Raw genomic sequence first — 16748 nt, 5'->3', positions numbered from 1 at the left:
CCGCGAACACGGCCGCCATGATCGAAAATTTGCGATTCAAGGTTAAAGTGCTGGCAAGACCCGCCGTCAGGGCAGAGCATGAACGCCATGTCCGCCCTCGCCATCCTTTTGCTTGCCGGCAGCGCGCCGGTTGCGGCTCCTGTGCCAACGCCGCAGGTTTCCGCAGTTGCGGTGGCGCGCGCACGTATCCTTTCGCCCGCCGAGGTGCGACGGATCGACGGCCGGCTCGAGGTGCGCACCGGTGAGCGCAAGGCATCGACCCAGGTGCATCGGACGACGCGCCGCGAGGGCGGCGAGACCGCGGATTTTTACTGACCCAATTCCCGTTCGCATCGAGCGAAGTCGAGATGCCCCTCGGCACGGCATTGTCTCGATGAGTGTCTCGACTTCGCTCGACACGAACGGAATGGGAGAGGCGTTAGTCCTGCAACGTCTTGATGATCGCCGAAAAGTCGCGGCCGTCCTTGTCGGCCTCGACAAAGGCTTCGTAAAGCTCGTGCGCCTTCGATCCCATCGGGACGTCGGCATCGACGCTCGCCGCGGCTTCCATCGCGAGGCGCAAGTCCTTGAGCATCAGCGCCGCGGCGAACCCGCCCTTATAGTCATTGTCGGCGGGGGTCGCGGGACCGACGCCGGGGAGTGGCGCGTAGCTCGTCAGCGACCAGCACTGGCCCGACGACACGCTGGCGATGTCGAAGAATTTCTGCGGATCGAGCCCGAGCTTTTGCGCGAGCGCGAGCGTTTCGCACGTCGCGACCATCGAGGCGCCGAGCAGCATGTTGTTGCAAATCTTCGCCCCCTGCCCCGCGCCCGCGCCGCCGGCGTGGATCACCGCCTTGCCCATTTTCGCTAGGATCGGTTCGGCGCGCGCGAAGCCGTCATCGACGCCGCCGACCATGAAGGTCAGCGTGCCCGCGTTCGCCGCCGCGATGCCGCCCGAGACGGGCGCATCGACCGCGACGAGGCCCTTCGCGGTCGCCGCTTCGATGTTCGAGCGCGCGGTCGCGACATCGATCGTCGAACAGTCGAGCAGCAAGGTGCCCGGCGCGGCGTTCGGGAAGACATCGGCTTCATAGACGCCGGAAACATGTTTGCCCGCGGGGAGCATCGTCACGACCGCCTCGGCGCCGGTGACGGCTTCGGCGGCCGATGCGGCGCGGGTGCAGCCCGCCTCGACGGCGCGCGCCAATGCTTCCTCGCTGAGATCGAAAGCGCGGACGTCGTGCCCCGCCTTCGCGAGGTTCGCGGCCATGCCGCCGCCCATGTTGCCGAGTCCGATGAATGCGATCTTCATGTCATTCTCCCGAGGGATTTTTCGATTTAAGCCATTGCGCAACCAAGCTGATTGCAAGCGTCAGCAAGGCAGCGGTTGGCAAGACGAGGAAGGCGACGAGCCACCAGAGCAATCCTTCAAGGTCGCCTTGGTCATATAAAATGCGCTGATCCACGACATAGGCATAAGCGAGTAGGTGGAGGCCGATCAGGATCGCGGCAGCATATATCGCTCGCTTTGAAACCAGCCGCCTCCGCGCGAGACTCACCGCCCTTTCCACACGCCTTCGCGCTTTTCGATGAAGGCGGCCATGCCTTCGGCCTTGTCCTCGGTCGCGGCGAGGATCTGGAACAGGCGGCGTTCGTAGATGAGGCCCTGATCGAGCGTCGTTTCGAACGCGGCGTTGACCATATCCTTGTTCACCATCGCGGCCATCGGCGGCATGCTGGCGATCGTGGTGGCGGTCTTCACCGCTTCGTCGACGAGACTTTCATGTTCGACGACGCGCGCGACGAGGCCCGAGCGTTCGGCTTCGGCGGCGTCCATCATCCGGCCGGTGAGGCACATTTCCATCGCCTTCGCCTTGCCGATCGCGCGCGTCAGCCGCTGCGACCCGCCCATGCCCGGCGCGACGCCGAGCTTGATTTCGGGCTGGCCGAACTTCGCCTTGTCCGACGCGATGATGAAGTCGGCCATCATCGCGAGTTCGCAGCCGCCGCCGAGCGCGAAGCCATTCACCGCGGCGATCCAGGGCTTCCTCACCTTCTTCACGAAATCGCTCGTCCATTTCGAGAAAAAGTCCTCAAGGTAGAAATCGGCGGCCGGCTTGTCGGCCATTTCCTTGATGTCGGCGCCCGCGGCGAACGCCTTGTCGCCCGAGCCGGTGAGGACGGCGCAACGCTGGCTGTCGTCGGCTTCATACGCCGCGAAGGCCGCGATCAGATCGTCGAGCACGCCCGAGTTCAGCGCGTTGAGCGCCTGCGGGCGGTTGAGCGTCACCAGCGTGACGGCCCCGCGCGTTTCGACGAGGAGAGTTTCATAGCTCATGGTCTTGTCCTGTATCAGCGGTTGGCGTCGATATTGCGCAGCAGCACTTGCAATTGCGCCGGGGTGGCATGGTCGTGCGCCTCGTCGGTCGAGGTCAGCTGGTTGTCGTAGGGAATCGGCTCGTCGAACTGGTCGGCCGCGAGGTCCCAGGTGCGCCCATCGATCCGGTTGTAGAAATGCGTGCCGCCCTTTGTTGCGGTTTTCATGATGTCGCCGCCGAAATGATGATGCACGGCGAGCGCGGTCACCGCACACTGGTTGCGGCAGGGGTTCGCGGGGTCGAACGGATCCGATATCGTCTCGGCCGACCAGCTCCGCTTCACCGCATGATAAAGGGCGATCGGATCGGAAAAACTCACAGCGGCGTCCATTTCTCACTCTCGGGCAGCGGCGCGAAAATCGCGTCGATCCACTCGTCGGTTACGGCCTCGGGCGTCGGCGGATCCCATTTCGGGCTGTTGTCCTTGTCGACGATCAGCGCGCGCACGCCCTCGATGAAGTCGTGCATCTGAACGACGCGGCTGCCGATCGCATATTCCTGGCGCATCTGCTCCGCGAAGTCGTGCATCTCGCCGCCTTCCTGCAATTGACGGAGCGCGACCTTGCATGTCTGGGGCGATTTGCCGTGAAGCGTCGCGAGTTCCTTTTCGGCCCATGCGCCGCCATCGGCTTCGAGCGCGCCAAGGATATTCTCATAGGTGTCGCTCGCGAACAGGCGGTTGATCCGTTCGATATGCTGGGTGATCGCGGCGGGCGGCGCGGTGACCGACAGCTCGCCCAAAATGCCGCCGATGCGGTCGGGGTCGACCGCGATGCGCGCCTTCGCCTCGGCGAGCTTTTCGGACGGCAGATAATGCGTCGCAAGGCCAAGCGCGAGACACTCCGCGCCGTCGAGCCGCGCGCCGGTGAGCGCGAGATACGCGCCGACGCGCCCTTCGAGGCGCGGCAGATACCAGCCGCCGCCGACGTCGGGGAACAGGCCGATCCCGGTTTCGGGCATGGCGAAGCGCGTGTGCTCGGTCGCGACGCGATATTTCGCAGGCTGCGAAATCCCGACCCCGCCGCCCATGGTGATGCCGTCCATGAAGGCGACAACGGGCTTGGGATAGGTGAAGAGCAGGTGATTGAGGCGATATTCGGTGTGGAAGAATTGGCGCGCTTCCTTGCCGTCCTTCGCGCCGCTCTCCGCAAGCATGCGGATGTCGCCGCCAGCGCAGAAGCCGCGGCCCTCGCTATGGTCGATGATCACCGCTTCGACCGCGGCGTCGCCCTGCCATTTGACGAGCGCGTCGATCATGGCTTCGCACATCGCGAGGTTGAGCGCGTGGATCGCCTTGGGGCGATTGAGCGCGATGCGGCCGACGCGAACGTCGGTCGAGATCAACACATCGTTTGTCATTGGCGCAGCAGGTCCCTTCCGACGATCATCCGCATCACCTGGTTGGTGCCTTCGAGGATCGAATGGACGCGCAGGTCGCGCCAGAAACGCTCGATCGGATAGTCGCGCAAATAGCCATAGCCGCCGAAGAGCTGCAGCGCGTCGTTGACGATCTTGCTGCCATTGTCGGTCGCGAGCCTTTTCGCCATCGCCGAGAAGCGCGACTTGTCGGGCGCGTTCGCGGTGACCTTGGCTGCCGCGAGATAGAGCAAAGCGCGCGATGCTTCGAGGTCGGTCGCCATGTCGGCGAGCATGAACTGGGTGTTCTGGAAATCGGCAATCGGCTGGCCGAATTGCTGGCGGTCCTTGGTATAGGCGATCGCTTCGTCGAGACAGCGTTGCGCCCCGCCGAGCGAACAGGCGCCGATGTTGAGCCGGCCGCCGTCGAGCCCGGCCATCGCGAAGCGGAAGCCGTCACCCTCGGCACCGACGAGATTTTCCACGGGCACGCGGCAATCCTCGAAGATCACCTGCGCGGTGGGGGATGCGTTCCAGCCGAGCTTCTTCTCCGGCGCGCCGAAGCTGAGGCCCGGCGTATCCTTTTCGATGACGAGGCAGCTGATGCCCTTCGACTTTTCCTCGCCGGTGCGGACCATGCAGACATAGATGTCGTTGGTGCCCGCGCCCGAGATGAACTGCTTGGTGCCGTTCAGGACATAATGATCACCCCCAGAATCTTTGGCGCGCTTGGCCGTCGTCTTGAGCGCGGCGGCGTCGGACCCCGAGCCCGGCTCGGTCAGGCAATAGCTGGCGATCTTTTCCATGCTGACGAGCTGGGGCAGGAAGCGCGCCTTGATCTCGGCGCCGCCGAAGCGGTCGATCATCCAGGTCGCCATATTGTGGATCGAGACATAGGCGCTGGTCGCGGGGCAGCCATAGGCCATCGCCTCCATGATCAGCGCCGCCTCCAGCCGGCCGAGCCCGATGCCGCCCGATTCCTCGGCAACGTAAATCGCGCCGAAGCCGAGCTCGCCCGCCGCCTTCCACACATCGACGGGGTAATGATGTTTCTCATCCCATTCCGCCGCGAAGGGCGTGATGCGGTCGGCGGTGAATTTGCGCGCCATGTCCTGAATGGCGAGCTGGTCGTCGGTAAGCTGGAACTGGTCGGTCATGTCTCGGTCTCTAAAATAGCTTCGGCTTCGATTTCGACTTTCCACTCGGGCCGGATCAGCGCGGGGATGACAAGCATCGTCGCGGCCGGGCGGATGTCGCCGAACATCGCCCCATGCGCATGGCCGACGAGGTCGGCGTCGGCGGCGTCGGTGATATACATGCGCGTCCGCACGACATCGGCGGGCGAGCCGCCGAGCGCTTCGAGCGCTTCCTTGATGATCGTCAGGCAGCGCGCCGCCTGTGCCCCCGCGTCGCCGGGAGTCGAGCTTCCGTCGGCCTCGATCGGCGCGCAGCCCGCGACGTCGATGCGGCTCCCCACCCGAACCGCGCGGCTGTAGCCGTAGACGGGTTCGAATGGGGACGCCGATGAATGATTGCGGCGGCTGGACTCAGCCACAGGTGACCTGCGTGATCTTGTAGGCGTCGTCGTACATGATGTTCACGCGGTCGACGCGGTAATCCATCGTCATCGCCGAGCGCGGCGGCCCCCAGCGCAGCGTGCGCGCGCCAGACGCTTTCAGAATCGCGCCGCCGAGGGCGGGGGTCGCGGTCTGGCCGACATAGGATTGCACCGCATCGGCCTGACACGTCATTTCGGCTTCGGGCGGCGGCGGGGTCGATTCGACGGGCGCTTCGCTGCTCGAACAGGCGGCGAGCGGCAGGGCGGCAGCAATTGCAATCCAGCGAATGTCCATCTTTCGTCTCCCTTTCAAAAAAACCGTCAACCGGCGCAGCGCGTATAGCGCATCGGACCAGCCGCGGCACCCTCGCCTTCGTCGCGGCGAACGAGCGTCTTGCCGCCGTCGGCGAGGTCGAGCCGCATCCGGCGATCCCATTCCTCGCCCTCGCCGCTGAACTTATAGTCGGCGACGATGCCGCTCGCGTCGCTCTCTTGCACGCGCGCGAGTTCGCCGTGCGATTCGAAAAAACGCAGATTGGTCGCATCGATCGTCAGTGCGGTGAGGTCGGTGCCTCTCCGCGCTGTGCAATCGGCGGCTTTCAGCGCCCAGCGGCCGCGAATCGCGGGCGGAATCGTCTTGCCGTCAACGGCGGCGTTGCCCGGATCGGCCTTTGCGGACGCTTCGGTTTCCGCGTCGGCTGCGGGCGTTTCGGCGGGCGCCGGACGTTCGGCCTTTTGCAGCGGGCCGATATCGGAGCTGGCTTCGGGGCCCGTTTCCTCATCCTGTCCGCCGCTGCACGCGGCGAGCATCAACAGGGCGGCGGGCATCGTCCATCGCATCATCGTCATTCTCCTTCGCGGGAGAAATGTTCGACCGGGCACAGAGGTTTCACCGCCGCGCCCGATCCGCGCCTCACCCCATCGTCGGGATGACGAAGGCGTTGCCACCGTCAGGCGAGCCATCGGGCCAGCGCGCGGTGATCGTCTTGACCTTGGTCCAGAACTTCACGCCTTCCATGCCGTGCTGGTTGGTGTCGCCGAACGCCGACCGTTTCCAGCCGCCGAAGCTGTGATAGGCCACCGGCACCGGGATCGGCACGTTGATGCCGACCATGCCGACATTGACCCGCGCCGCGAATTCGCGCGCGGCGTGGCCGTTGCGCGTGAAGATCGCGACGCCGTTGCCATATTGATGCTTCGACGGCAGTTCGAGCGCGGTCTCGAAATCGGGCGCGCGGACGATCTGGAGGACGGGGCCGAAAATCTCTTCCTTGTAGCTTTCCATGTCGGGGGTGACATGGTCGAACAGGGTCGGACCGACGAAGAAGCCCTTTTCGTGGCCCTGCAACGTGAAGCCGCGGCCGTCGATCACGAGTTCGGCGCCTTCGTCGGCGCATTTCGCGATCCAGCCCTCGACCTTGTCCTTGTGCGCCTGCGTAACGACGGGGCCGTAATGCGCGTCGGCATCGGTCGACACCCCGACGCGCAGCGCCTCGATCGCGGGGACGAGCTTTTCACGCAGCCGGTTCGCGGTGTCTTCGCCGACGGGAACGACGACCGGCAGCGCCATACAGCGTTCGCCCGCCGAACCGAAGGCCGCGCCGGTCAGATCATTGACGACCTGGTCGAGATCGGCATCGGGCATGACGATGCCATGGTTCTTCGCGCCGCCCATCGCCTGGACGCGCTTTCCGTTCGCGACGCCGCGGTTGTAGACATAATGCGCGATGTCCGACGAGCCGACGAAGCTGACCGCGCCGATGTCGGGATGGTCGAGGATCGCGTCGACCATTTCCTTGTCGCCATGGACGGTCTGGAAAACTCCCTCGGGCATGCCCGCTTCGAGGAAGAGTTCGGACAGGCGCACGGGGAGCGAGGGATCGCGCTCGCTGGGCTTCAGGATGAAGGCGTTGCCGACGACGGTCGCGATCGCGCCCATCCACAGCGGGATCATCGCGGGGAAGTTGAACGGCGTGATGCCCGCGCCGATCCCGATCGGCTGGCGCATCGAATAGACGTCGATGCCGGGGCCGGCACCGACGGTATATTCACCCTTCAGCACATGCGGCGCGGCGCAGGCGAATTCGACGACGTCGAGCCCGCGCTGAACGTCGCCGCGCGCGTCGGCGATCACCTTGCCATGCTCCGCCGACAGCATCTGCGCGAGCTCGTCCATATTGGCTTCGACGAGGCGCTTGAATTCGAACATCACGCGCGCGCGGCGCTGCGGGTTCGTCGTGGCCCAGGCGGGCTGCGCGGCCTTGGCGGCGGCGACGGCGCGGTCGAGGACGGCGCGGTCGCCGAGCGCGACCCGCGCCTGCACGCCGCCGTTGTTGGGGTCGAGAACGTCGGCGAACCGGCCGGCACCGTTCGTGCCGCCGCCGGCACCGCCGACGATGTGATGGTCGATCTGTCGCATGGCATAGTCTCCCAAAGATGTTGGCCTTGCCACAGACCAGTTACGGTCCGATTGCAAGGGATAGACTTGCAGGACCATCCTGCATATTTGCAGGTCATGGACTGGGACAAGCTGCAATATTTCCTGTTCGTCGCGCGTCACGGCACGCTCGCGCGCGCCGGTGCCGCGCTGCACGTCGATGCGACGACGGTGAGCCGCCGGGTGAGCGCGCTCGAGACGTCGCTCGGCCAGACATTGTTCGAACGCGCGCCGACGGGTTTCGTTCTGACCGCGGCGGGCCGTGCGCTCGTGCCGCACGCCGAAGCGATGGCGGCGGCGGCGGCGCGCATCCATAAGGCTGACGAAGCCGGCTCGGGCCTGTCGGGGCAATTGCGCGTCAGCGTGTCCGAAGGCTTCGGCAACAGCTTCATCGCGCCGCGGCTCGGACGCTTCGTCGCGGCGCATCCCGAACTCGAAATCGACCTCGTCGCTTCGTCGGGCTTCCTCAATCCGTCGCGGCGCGAGGCCGATATGGCGGTGCTGCTTGCGCGGCCACGAAAAGGCCCGCTGATCACGCGCAAGCTCTCCGACTACGGCCTCGGCCTCTATGCGCCCGCCGACCGGCCCGACTGGCAGGTGGCGGTCGCCGCCGCGCCGCTGTCGCGCGCGGGGATTCCGGTGATCGGCTATATGCCCGACATCCTCTACGCGCCCGAACTCGACTATCTGGGCGAGATCGAGCCCGGATTGCGGGCGAATGTGCGATCGTCGTCGATCCTCGCGCAGCGGCGCATGATCGCGGGCGGCGCGGGGGTCGGTGTGCTGCCCTGTTTCCTCGCGGCGGGCGACCCGGCGCTGGTGCGCGTGCGGCTCGATCAGGTGATCGCGCGCGCCTTCTGGCTCGCGCTCCACCGCGACGTCGCGCCGCAGCCGCGGATACGGGCGTTCATCGACTGGTTGGACGCCGAGGTGAGGGAGAGCCGGGGGGTGCTGATTCCCGCTTAGGCCGGACGCCAATCGGAGGCGATCAGGCCGCTTTTGCCGAACAGCCTTGCCATCGCGTCCGGACCCGCCGCCGCTTCGCGCAGTTTGCCGGCGAGCGGGTCATCGACCGGATGATCGCTCCGCAGAAAGGCGATCCACGCCGCGATGGCCGCTTCGAGCGACGGGCAGCGCGCACCGCGCGCTTGATGCCATGCCAGCGTTTCAAGCCAGCGCTGCGGGATCTTCTGGCTGCCGTCCATCGCGATCTGGATCAGCCGATGATCGAGCGCGGGGTTGGCGAAGCGACCCAGCAAAGCATCGGCATAGGCGGCGAGATTCTGCCCCGGCGCGGCGTCGATCGTCGGCGCGGCTTCGCCCACCATCAGCCGCTCGATGACCGGGCGGATTTGGGGATCGGCGATCGTCTGATGGACATATTCATGCCCCTTCCCCAGCCCGATATAGGCGAGCGCCGAATGCGCGCCGTTGAGCATGCGCAGCTTCGCGGTCTCATAGGGCGCGACGTCGGCAACGAGTTCGGCGCCGACCTTTTCCCAGCGCGGGCGCGGGCCGGCGAAATCATCCTCGATCACCCACTGGCTGAAACCCTCGGTGACCACCGCGCCCTCATCGCGCGCGCCGAGCGTCGCTTCGACCTCCGCGCGGTGGGCATCGGTCGTGGCGGGGACGATGCGATCGATCATCGTCGCGGGGCAGGTGCATGCCCTATCGAACCACGCCGACAGGTCGGGGTGACAGGCGGCGAGATATTCGCGCATCAGGCGGCGCAGCACCGCGCCATTGCCCGCCAGATTGTCGCAGCTGAGCAGGGTCAGTCCGCCGAGCCCCGCCGCTTTGCGCGCGGCGAGCCCGGCGGCGAGGAAGCGATAGAGGCTTGGATTCCCGACCGCCGCGGCGAGGTCGAGCGAGCCGTCGGGCCGGCGCAGATAGCCTTTTTCGGTAACGGTGAAGCTGACGATATGCGTCGTCGGCGCGGCGATGGCGTCGATCACCGCTTGATTGTCGTCGGCCGCGACGAGCACCTTCTGCACCGCGCCGATCAGGCGCAACCGCGTCCCGACGGCGCTGCGCGTGCTGACGGTATAGAGGCCGTCCTGCGGATTGAGCTGTGCCGCGACATCGCCCGAGCGCAGCGACACGCCGATGATACCCCAGTCGCGATCGCCCGCCGTCATCGCATCGTCGGTGTAGACCGCCTGATGCGCGCGGTGGAACGCGCCGATACCGATATGGACGATGCCCGCCGCCTGCGCGGCGCGGTCGTAGCCCGGCGCCCGCACCGACGCCGGGAGGGGTGTTTGCGCTGACAGCCTCACAGTTTGTACGCGGCCTTGGCGAGATTGTAGCTGAGGTCGGCCGCGAGCTCGGCCGCCTCCCATTCCGCCATCCGGTGCTCGGCGACGAGCTGCGCGAGAAAGCCGCAGTCGATGCGCCGTGCGACGTCGTGGCGCGCGGGAATCGACAGGAAGGCGCGCGTGTCGTCGTTGAACCCGACGCTGTTATAAAAACCCGCGGTCTCGGTCATCTGGCTGCGGAACCGCCGCATCCCTTCGGGACTATCGTGGAACCACCAAGCGGGGCCGAGCTTCAACGCCGGATAATGGCCCGCGAGCGGTGCGAGTTCGCGCGCATAGCTCGTCTCGTCCAATGTGAAGAGGATGATCGTGAGGCCCGCTTCATTGCCGTAGCGACCGAGCAGCGGACGCAGGGCATGGACATAGTCGGTGCTCATGGGAATATCGGCGCCCTTGTCGCGGCCATAATGGTCGAACAGCCAAGGGTTGTGATTGCGGAAGGCGCCGGGGTGAATCTGCATGACGAGCCCGTCGTCGAGGCTCATCCCCGCCATCACGGTCAGCATATGCGCGCGAAACAGCTCGGCATCGGCCGCACTGACTTTGTCGCCGGTGACGCGCGCGAACAGCACCTCGGCTTCGGCGTATGGCAGATCGGCGGTCGCCGCGGTCGGGTGGCCGTGATCGGTCGAGGTCGCGCCCATTTCGGCGAAGAAGGCGCGGCGATTGCGGTGCGCCGCCAGATAGCCTGCGTAGGAAAAAGCGTCCTCGCCCGAAAGCTCGGAGAAACGCTGGAGATTATCGCGAAAGCCTTCGAATTCGGGATCGACGACCGGGTCGGGGCGATAGGCGGTGATCACGCGCCCGCCCCATTCGCCGCTTTCATTCGCGGTGCGGATGGCGGCGTGATGCTCGAGCGTGTCGAGCGGGCTTTCGGTCGTCGCGATCACCTCGATCCCGAAGCGGTCGAACAACGCGCGCGGGCGGAAGGCATCGGTCGCCAGCGCCTCGGTGATGCGGTCGTAATAGAGGTCCGACGTCTCGGCCGAAAATTGCACATCGAATCCGAAGGCTTCCGCAAACACCCAGTCCATCCACATCCGCGACGGGGTGCCGCGGAAGAGATGATAGTTCCCGGCGAAGAGCCGCCAGCTTTCTCGCGGCTCGGCATCGCGGTTCCGGATACCCAGCGCATCGAGGGGAATGCCCTGCGAATAGAGCATCCGGAATATATAATGGTCGGGATGGAGCAGCAGCTCCGCCGCATTGCCGAAGGGCGCGTTGCCCGCGAACCAGCCGGGATCGGTGTGCCCGTGCGGGCTGACGATCGGCAGGTCCGCCACCTCCTTATAGAGCCGGCGCGCGATGTCGCGCTGCGCCGGATCGGACGGAAAGAGGCGGTCGGGGGAGAGTAGCAGCGGACGCGGCATGGGCTTATTTTGCGCTTTCCACGCCGACCGGCGCGAGGCGCGGGCTCAGCAGATGAACCGCGAGCACGGCGAGGAAATAGACGATCGTGCACGCGGCGAAGATGAGCGTGTAATTGCCCCCCGTCGCATCGAGCACGAGCCCGGTCGATTTCGCCATGATCATGCCGCCGACGCCGCCCATGAAGCCGCCGAGCCCGATCACCGATCCGACCGCACGTTTCGGGAACATGTCGGGCGGGATCGACAGGATCGTCGATGAAAAGGCCTGGTGCCCGGCGAGCGCGATGCCGATCAGCACGACCGCGAGCCACATATTTTCCAGCCCGGTGACGAACAGCAAGGGCAGCACGCACAGACCCGCGCCGATCATCGTGACCTTGCGCGCGAAATTGACGCTGTGGCCCGTCTGGATCAGTTTCGACGACACCCAGCCGCCAAGGATACTGCCGGCATCGGAGAGCAGATACATGATGATCATCGGCAGCAATATGATCTTGAGATCGACGTTATAGGTGGTGCTGAAATATTTGGGCAGCCAGAAGAGCATCAGGAACCAGACCGGATCGGTCAGGAATTTGGCCATCGCGAATGCCCAGGCTTCGCGCTTGGTGACGATCTTGCCCCAGCCGATGCGTTCGATCTTTTCGGGCGGATCATGCTCGATCCATGCGAGTTCGGCCTCGCTGACCTTGCCGCTTTCGCGCGGGTTGCTGTAGAGCCAGAGCCACAGGATCAGAAGCAGGACGCCGAAAGCGCCCGTATAGATGAAGGTTTCGCGCCAGTCGAAGCCGAGCACGCGCATGCACAGCGCGACCGTCGGCGCGGTCAGGATGACGCCGATCGTCGTCGCGCTGTTGACCCAGCCGATCGCATAGGAGCGCTCCTTTTGCGGGAACCATTCGCTCGACGCGCGGACGACCGAGGGGAAGTGCCCCGCCTCGCCGACGCCGAGGATGACGCGCGCCAGCATGAAGGAGACGACCGACGAAGCGAAACCATGCGCGACATGGCCGACGGTCCAGATCGAAATGGCGATCGCATAGCCGATCTTGGGACCGAAGCGGTCGATCAGCCAGCCCATGAGCAGAAAGCCCAGCGCATAGGCGAACTGGAAGGCGGTGACGATGTTGCCATAGTCATTCTCGGTCCATTTGAGCTCATCGCCGAGCGTCGGCGCGAGCAGTCCGAGCATGGTGCGGTCGATATAATTGACCGTGGTCGCGGCGAACAGCACCCCGACGATCAGCCAGCGGTAACGGCCGGTCCTTGGCACCGGCGTCGCCGTACCTCCGTCCGCGAATGCCTGTGCCATAATCCTCTCCTGTTATTTGGCTCTATTAGCTTTTGATCGAGCAGCCGACGCGGATTTTTCCGTCGAAGACCGCTTCGGCGCGCTGGCCCGGCCTGATTTCATGAATACCGGTGATCGCGCCGGCGGACACCCATGTTCCGGCTGGAATAGCTATGCCGCGCGTCCGCAGGATGTTGATCAGGAACAGCGCCGAGCCGAACGGGCCGTCGAGCATGGCCTCCATCGTCGCGGCGCCGACGGTTTCGCCGTCGATCGCCATTTCGACGGGCATGCGGATCAGATCGGCATTCCGCCAGTCGGCGATCGGCGGGCCGAGGATCAGCCCCTTGTTATTGCCATAATCCGAGGCGGTGACTGCGGGACCGTGGCGATTGATTTCGGGAAAGGGCGAGCTCGCAATCTCGATGCCGGTGCGGACGTCGGCGATGCAGCCGCGCACGCTGTCGATGTCATAATCGCGCGTGCCAACCTCGCCGAAGCAGAGCAGCACCTCCGCTTCGGCGGCGGCGAAGCCGTCGGCATAGACGGGCATCACGGGTTCGCCGGTGGCGCCGTCGAAAATCTCGTCGGCGAAGATCGGGCCGGTCAGGCGATTGCCGCCGTAGCGGGTGACGAGATCGGGCGCGATTCGTCCGACCTTCCATCCGCCGATGCGGCGGCCGTCGAACGCGATCGCGCTGTCCTGGATCGCATAGGCGTCGGCCATCGTCTGCGGCATCGCGCCGGGATAGGCGGTAAGCGGTGTCTTTCGCGCACGCGCGTCGATCAGGACCCGCGCTATATTCTCGTGATCGCTTGTCGCCAGCATCTTTCTCATTTCCCTCTTCCGCGATGCGGTGTAAGAGACACCGGTGTCAAAGGCAAGCGAATATCCGATGCGCGGGGCGCTGCGCGTCCATGAGGCGGACAATGTCACGACCACGATCGCCGACATCGCGCCGGGCACGACGCTGTTCGCGGGCAGCGATCTGCGCGCCGCCGTCGCCGTGGGGCGCGGGCACAAGATCGCGCTCGCGCCGATCGCGCGCGGCGCCGCTGTGATCAAATATGGCTTTCCGATCGGCGTCGCGACCGCCGACATCGCGCCCGGCGAGCATGTGCACAGCCACAATCTGGCGACCGTGCTGAGCAGCGACGGCGACTATCGTTACGCGCCGCCCGCCGCCCGTGCAGCGCCCACCGCCATGCCTTCCCGGACCTTTGCGGGCTATGTCCGCTCCGACGGCCGCGTCGGCACCCGCAACGAAATCTGGATCCTGCCGACCGTCGGCTGCGTCGGCAACCTCGCCGCGCGCGTCGCGCGGATCGCGGGCGAGCGCCATGCGGAGCGCATCAACGGGGTGCATGCGTTCAAGCACCCCTTCGGCTGTTCGCAGCTCGGCGACGACCTCGGCCATACGCGCGCGCTGCTCGCGGCGCTCGCGCAGCACCCCAATGCGGGCGGCGTGTTGATCGTCGGCCTGGGGTGCGAGAGCAATCAGCTCGGCGCGCTGGTGGACCATATTCCAGCCGATCGCCGCGCCCATATCCGCACCCTGTCGGCGCAGGCGGTCGAGGATGACGAAGCCGCCTGCCTCGCGCTGGTCGACGAACTGGTCGCGGCCTGCGCCGACGCGCCGCGCACCGACGTGCCGCTGGAAAAGCTGGTTTTGGGCGTCAAATGCGGCGGCTCCGACGGCCTCTCGGGCCTCACCGCCAACCCGCTCGTCGGGCGGATGGCCGATGCCGTCGCGGCGGCGGGCGGCAAGGTGGTGCTGACCGAAATTCCGGAAATCTTCGGCGCCGAGCAAATGTTGATGGACCGCGCGGTGTCGCGCGCGGTGTTCGACGAGACCGCCGCGCTCGTGCGCGATTTCAAGCAATATTTCATCCGCCACGGCGAGCCGGTGAGCGAGAACCCCTCGCCCGGCAACATCGCGGGCGGGATCACCACGCTCGAGGAAAAGTCATTGGGCGCGGTGCAGAAGGGCGGCCAGGTGCCGCTCGTCGATGTCCGACGCTATGGCGAAGAGGCGGCGCTTCCCGGGCTGACGCTGCTCGAAGCGCCCGGCAACGACGCGGTATCCTCGACCGCACTGACCGCGGCGGGTGCGACGATCATCCTGTTCACCACCGGGCGCGGCACGCCGCTCGGCTTTCCGGCGCCGACGCTCAAAATCGCGTCGAACAGCGCGCTCGCGGCGCGCAAGACGGGGTGGATCGATTTCGACGCGGGGGCGGTGCTCGACGCCGGTTTCGATGCGGCGGCCGACGCGCTGCTCGAACTCGTCACGGCCACCGCCTCGGGAAAGCCGACGAAAGCCGAGGTCAACGAAGAGCGCGATATCGCGATCTGGAAGTCGGGCGTGACGCTTTAATCGAGCGCGCGGAAGGTGAAGTTCCGAAAGCGCGCTTCGCCAGATCCCGCCGAATAGAGCCCGGGGCGCAGCATCAGGAAGCCGCCGCGCACATTATGATGGTATCCCGAAACCTCCATGCCGCGGTCGAAGCGGACCCATGTTTTCCCGCCATCGCCGCTCGTGTCATAGGTGACGATATGGCGGTCGTTGGTGACGCGCATGCGCATCGGGCGGCCGTGCGGATTGGCGGGGCGCGCTCGCTCGATGCCATATTGGTGGGTGACGAAGCGGGCGCCGTCGAAGCCGAGCCCGCAATAGAGCTTCTCGTCATAGAAGAGGATCAGCCCCGCGGTGCCGCCGGGCGCGATCTCGATATCGCATTCGAAGCGATACGCCTGATCGCCCGCGATCAGCAGCAAGGGCGATGAATCGACCGGCGCCTTGCCGCGAGCCGCCAGCACCAGCGCGCCATCCTCGACGCGCGCGCGGCGGCGCTCATCGGGCGCGGGCTTGAAGAAATTCCATTTGGCGCCGAGCGCTAGGCTCGAAAAATCGTCCGACAGCGCCATGCCGTGCGGCCCCGCGACCGTGCCGCCCTTGGGCTTGGCGATCGGTTGCGACAGATCGCCGCCTTTCATCCGGAACCAGCCGTCATCGGTCCATTCGACGGGGTCGAGCAGCGCCTGCCGGCCCAAGGTCCAATAGCCATTCTCATAGCCATGATAAACGCTCCACCAGTCGCCCGCCGGCCCCTCGACGAGCGTCGCATGGCCGCGCGACCACCATTTTTCAGCGGCCGATCTGGTGCGAACGAGCGGGTTGGCGGGGCAATTTTCCCACGGGCCGTGGATCGACTTCGAGCGCGCGGCGATCACCATATGGCCGGTCGGCGGCCCCGCGGTGCCGCCGACCGCGGTGATCATGTAATAATAGTCGCCGTGCCGCGCGATCTTCGGCCCCTCGGGCGCGAAGCCTTCGACCACCCAGTCGGACGGATAGCGCCACGGGTCATAAACATGTTCGGGCTCGCCGATGCGCGACAGGCCATCGTCCGACAGGCGCACGCGGTCGCCGCCCGACAGGAACAGCCAGCGCGACCCGTCCTCGCCGACCGCATGGCCGGGGTCGATATGGTTGGGGAGGTTCAAATCGACGGGATCGCTCCACGGTCCCTCGATCCGGTCGGCCCAGATCACCCAACTTGTGTTCGGGCCCTTGGTCGGAACGTAGAGATAATAGCGCCCGTCGTGCTTGCAGAGTTCGGGCGCCCAGACCGAGCCGATATTGCGGGTGAGCGCGGGGCCGATCGGGCGCCAGTTCACCAGATCGCGCGAATGCCAGATGACCAGACCCGGATAGCTATCGAAGGTCGAGAAGGTCATATAATAGTCGGCGCCATCCTTCAGGATCGACGGATCTGGATGGTCGCCCGCCATGATCGGATTGAGGAAGCGCCCGTCGCCAAGGTCGGCCTTGCGCTGGCCGTCGAAGCCCTTCGCCCACGCCGGCGCGGGGGCGGGCGAAGCGGGTGCGCCGCTCGCAAGAGCCGCCGGGGCGCCGAAGCCCGAGAGGCCCGTCCCCAGCAATCCCGCTCCGGCCAGTTTGAGCATGTCGCGGCGATCGGTCACATCATTCTCCTCGCAAAAAGAAAGGCCCGGCCCCCGCAAGCGAAGGCCGGGCCTCACCGGGACGACA

Annotated in this window: 18 protein-coding genes; 3 read left to right on the top strand and 15 right to left on the bottom strand. The window is 65.9% G+C overall.

The features are described from left to right. The first annotated feature begins 78 nt into the window (after positions 1–78). The gene (locus GGR90_RS07350; RefSeq protein ID WP_167920669.1) at positions 79–315 is read left to right on the top strand and encodes a hypothetical protein; all 237 of its coding nucleotides are present in this window, start codon (positions 79–81) and stop codon (positions 313–315) included. A 103-nt stretch (positions 316–418) separates the two neighbouring features. Here GGR90_RS07350 and mmsB read toward each other — a convergent pair whose 3' ends face one another. The 10 genes from mmsB to GGR90_RS07300 form a co-directional block, all read right to left on the bottom strand. Continuing rightward, positions 419–1294: a 3-hydroxyisobutyrate dehydrogenase gene (gene mmsB, locus GGR90_RS07345; RefSeq protein WP_167920668.1), complete on the bottom strand. Its 876-nt coding sequence runs from the start codon at positions 1292–1294 to the stop codon at positions 419–421. Between the two features lies 1 nt (position 1295). Further along, entirely contained in the window at positions 1296–1448 is a 153-nt protein-coding gene (locus tag GGR90_RS19265; RefSeq protein WP_209023582.1) for a hypothetical protein, read from the bottom strand. Positions 1449–1537: 89 nt separating this feature from the next. Continuing rightward, on the bottom strand, positions 1538–2320 hold the full coding sequence (locus tag GGR90_RS07335) for an enoyl-CoA hydratase-related protein (protein ID WP_167920666.1): 783 nt from the start codon (positions 2318–2320) through the stop codon (positions 1538–1540). 14 nt (positions 2321–2334) lie between these two features. Next, the gene (locus tag GGR90_RS07330) at positions 2335–2691 is read right to left on the bottom strand and encodes a YunG family protein (RefSeq protein WP_209023581.1); all 357 of its coding nucleotides are present in this window, start codon (positions 2689–2691) and stop codon (positions 2335–2337) included. Continuing rightward, complete coding sequence (locus tag GGR90_RS07325; RefSeq protein ID WP_167920665.1) at positions 2676–3719, bottom strand: enoyl-CoA hydratase/isomerase family protein; 1044 nt, start codon at positions 3717–3719, stop codon at positions 2676–2678. Before GGR90_RS07325 ends, GGR90_RS07330 begins: the two co-directional genes overlap by 16 nt. After that, positions 3716–4873 (bottom strand): acyl-CoA dehydrogenase family protein, encoded by a 1158-nt coding sequence (locus tag GGR90_RS07320; RefSeq protein ID WP_167920664.1) that lies wholly within the window; start codon positions 4871–4873, stop codon positions 3716–3718. The genes GGR90_RS07325 and GGR90_RS07320 overlap by 4 nt, the downstream gene beginning before the upstream one ends. Further along, on the bottom strand, positions 4870–5271 hold the full coding sequence (locus tag GGR90_RS07315; protein WP_167920663.1) for a Rid family hydrolase: 402 nt from the start codon (positions 5269–5271) through the stop codon (positions 4870–4872). Before GGR90_RS07315 ends, GGR90_RS07320 begins: the two co-directional genes overlap by 4 nt. Continuing rightward, entirely contained in the window at positions 5264–5569 is a 306-nt protein-coding gene (locus GGR90_RS07310; protein WP_167920662.1) for an I78 family peptidase inhibitor, read from the bottom strand. The genes GGR90_RS07315 and GGR90_RS07310 overlap by 8 nt, the downstream gene beginning before the upstream one ends. Before the next feature lie 26 nt (positions 5570–5595). Beyond that, positions 5596–6117 (bottom strand): hypothetical protein, encoded by a 522-nt coding sequence (locus GGR90_RS07305; protein WP_167920661.1) that lies wholly within the window; start codon positions 6115–6117, stop codon positions 5596–5598. A gap of 70 nt (positions 6118–6187) precedes the next feature. Further along, entirely contained in the window at positions 6188–7693 is a 1506-nt protein-coding gene (locus GGR90_RS07300; protein ID WP_167920660.1) for a CoA-acylating methylmalonate-semialdehyde dehydrogenase, read from the bottom strand. Positions 7694–7789: 96 nt separating this feature from the next. Here GGR90_RS07300 and GGR90_RS07295 point away from each other — a divergent pair, with 96 nt between their 5' ends. Beyond that, the gene (locus GGR90_RS07295) at positions 7790–8677 is read left to right on the top strand and encodes a LysR family transcriptional regulator (RefSeq protein ID WP_167920659.1); all 888 of its coding nucleotides are present in this window, start codon (positions 7790–7792) and stop codon (positions 8675–8677) included. Here GGR90_RS07295 and GGR90_RS07290 read toward each other — a convergent pair. Genes GGR90_RS07290 through GGR90_RS07275 form a run of 4 tightly spaced genes read right to left on the bottom strand, consistent with a single transcriptional unit; the run spans position 8674 to position 13531 of the window. Further along, positions 8674–9993 carry a mannitol dehydrogenase family protein gene (locus tag GGR90_RS07290; RefSeq protein ID WP_342449904.1) on the bottom strand — a complete coding sequence of 440 codons (1320 nt, stop codon included), beginning with the start codon at positions 9991–9993 and terminating at the stop codon, positions 8674–8676. The genes GGR90_RS07295 and GGR90_RS07290 overlap by 4 nt on opposite strands. Next, the gene (gene uxaC, locus GGR90_RS07285; protein WP_167920657.1) at positions 9990–11402 is read right to left on the bottom strand and encodes a glucuronate isomerase; all 1413 of its coding nucleotides are present in this window, start codon (positions 11400–11402) and stop codon (positions 9990–9992) included. The genes GGR90_RS07290 and uxaC overlap by 4 nt, the downstream gene beginning before the upstream one ends. 4 nt (positions 11403–11406) lie before the next feature. Then, positions 11407–12714 carry an MFS transporter gene (locus GGR90_RS07280; RefSeq protein WP_167920656.1) on the bottom strand — a complete coding sequence of 436 codons (1308 nt, stop codon included), beginning with the start codon at positions 12712–12714 and terminating at the stop codon, positions 11407–11409. Between the two features lie 25 nt (positions 12715–12739). Next, entirely contained in the window at positions 12740–13531 is a 792-nt protein-coding gene (locus GGR90_RS07275) for a 2-keto-4-pentenoate hydratase (protein WP_245198429.1), read from the bottom strand. A gap of 58 nt (positions 13532–13589) precedes the next feature. On the opposite strand from GGR90_RS07275, the gene GGR90_RS07270 reads away from it, so the two are divergent. After that, positions 13590–15071, top strand: coding sequence for a UxaA family hydrolase (locus GGR90_RS07270; protein WP_167920861.1), 1482 nt, complete (start codon positions 13590–13592; stop codon positions 15069–15071). On the opposite strand, the gene GGR90_RS07265 is transcribed toward GGR90_RS07270, so the two are convergent. Next, positions 15068–16663: a family 43 glycosylhydrolase gene (locus tag GGR90_RS07265; protein WP_167920860.1), complete on the bottom strand. Its 1596-nt coding sequence runs from the start codon at positions 16661–16663 to the stop codon at positions 15068–15070. The genes GGR90_RS07270 and GGR90_RS07265 overlap by 4 nt on opposite strands. Positions 16664–16748 lie beyond the last annotated feature (85 nt).

The organism is Sphingopyxis italica (assembly GCF_011926545.1).
Classification (GTDB): Bacteria; Pseudomonadota; Alphaproteobacteria; order Sphingomonadales; family Sphingomonadaceae; genus Sphingopyxis; species Sphingopyxis italica.
Note: the sequence above shows the minus strand (reverse complement) of the source record. Positions and strands in the feature narration are given on the sequence as shown.

What these genes read in the sequence shown, in the direction of transcription:
- uxaC (WP_167920657.1), bottom strand. Translation starts at nt 11,402, where the DNA reads ATGCCGCGTCCGCTGCTACTCTCCCCCGACCGCCTCTTTCCGTCCGAT.
- GGR90_RS07335 (WP_167920666.1), bottom strand. Translation starts at nt 2,320, where the DNA reads ATGAGCTATGAAACTCTCCTCGTCGAAACGCGCGGGGCCGTCACGCTG.
- GGR90_RS07320 (WP_167920664.1), bottom strand. Translation starts at nt 4,873, where the DNA reads ATGACCGACCAGTTCCAGCTTACCGACGACCAGCTCGCCATTCAGGAC.
- GGR90_RS07305 (WP_167920661.1), bottom strand. Translation starts at nt 6,117, where the DNA reads ATGATGCGATGGACGATGCCCGCCGCCCTGTTGATGCTCGCCGCGTGC.
- GGR90_RS07350 (WP_167920669.1), top strand. Translation starts at nt 79, where the DNA reads ATGAACGCCATGTCCGCCCTCGCCATCCTTTTGCTTGCCGGCAGCGCG.
- GGR90_RS07280 (WP_167920656.1), bottom strand. Translation starts at nt 12,714, where the DNA reads ATGGCACAGGCATTCGCGGACGGAGGTACGGCGACGCCGGTGCCAAGG.
- mmsB (WP_167920668.1), bottom strand. Translation starts at nt 1,294, where the DNA reads ATGAAGATCGCATTCATCGGACTCGGCAACATGGGCGGCGGCATGGCC.
- GGR90_RS07300 (WP_167920660.1), bottom strand. Translation starts at nt 7,693, where the DNA reads ATGCGACAGATCGACCATCACATCGTCGGCGGTGCCGGCGGCGGCACG.
- GGR90_RS07275 (WP_245198429.1), bottom strand. Translation starts at nt 13,531, where the DNA reads ATGAGAAAGATGCTGGCGACAAGCGATCACGAGAATATAGCGCGGGTC.
- GGR90_RS07295 (WP_167920659.1), top strand. Translation starts at nt 7,790, where the DNA reads ATGGACTGGGACAAGCTGCAATATTTCCTGTTCGTCGCGCGTCACGGC.
- GGR90_RS07270 (WP_167920861.1), top strand. Translation starts at nt 13,590, where the DNA reads ATGCGCGGGGCGCTGCGCGTCCATGAGGCGGACAATGTCACGACCACG.
- GGR90_RS07325 (WP_167920665.1), bottom strand. Translation starts at nt 3,719, where the DNA reads ATGACAAACGATGTGTTGATCTCGACCGACGTTCGCGTCGGCCGCATC.
- GGR90_RS07310 (WP_167920662.1), bottom strand. Translation starts at nt 5,569, where the DNA reads ATGGACATTCGCTGGATTGCAATTGCTGCCGCCCTGCCGCTCGCCGCC.
- GGR90_RS07265 (WP_167920860.1), bottom strand. Translation starts at nt 16,663, where the DNA reads ATGCTCAAACTGGCCGGAGCGGGATTGCTGGGGACGGGCCTCTCGGGC.
- GGR90_RS07330 (WP_209023581.1), bottom strand. Translation starts at nt 2,691, where the DNA reads ATGGACGCCGCTGTGAGTTTTTCCGATCCGATCGCCCTTTATCATGCG.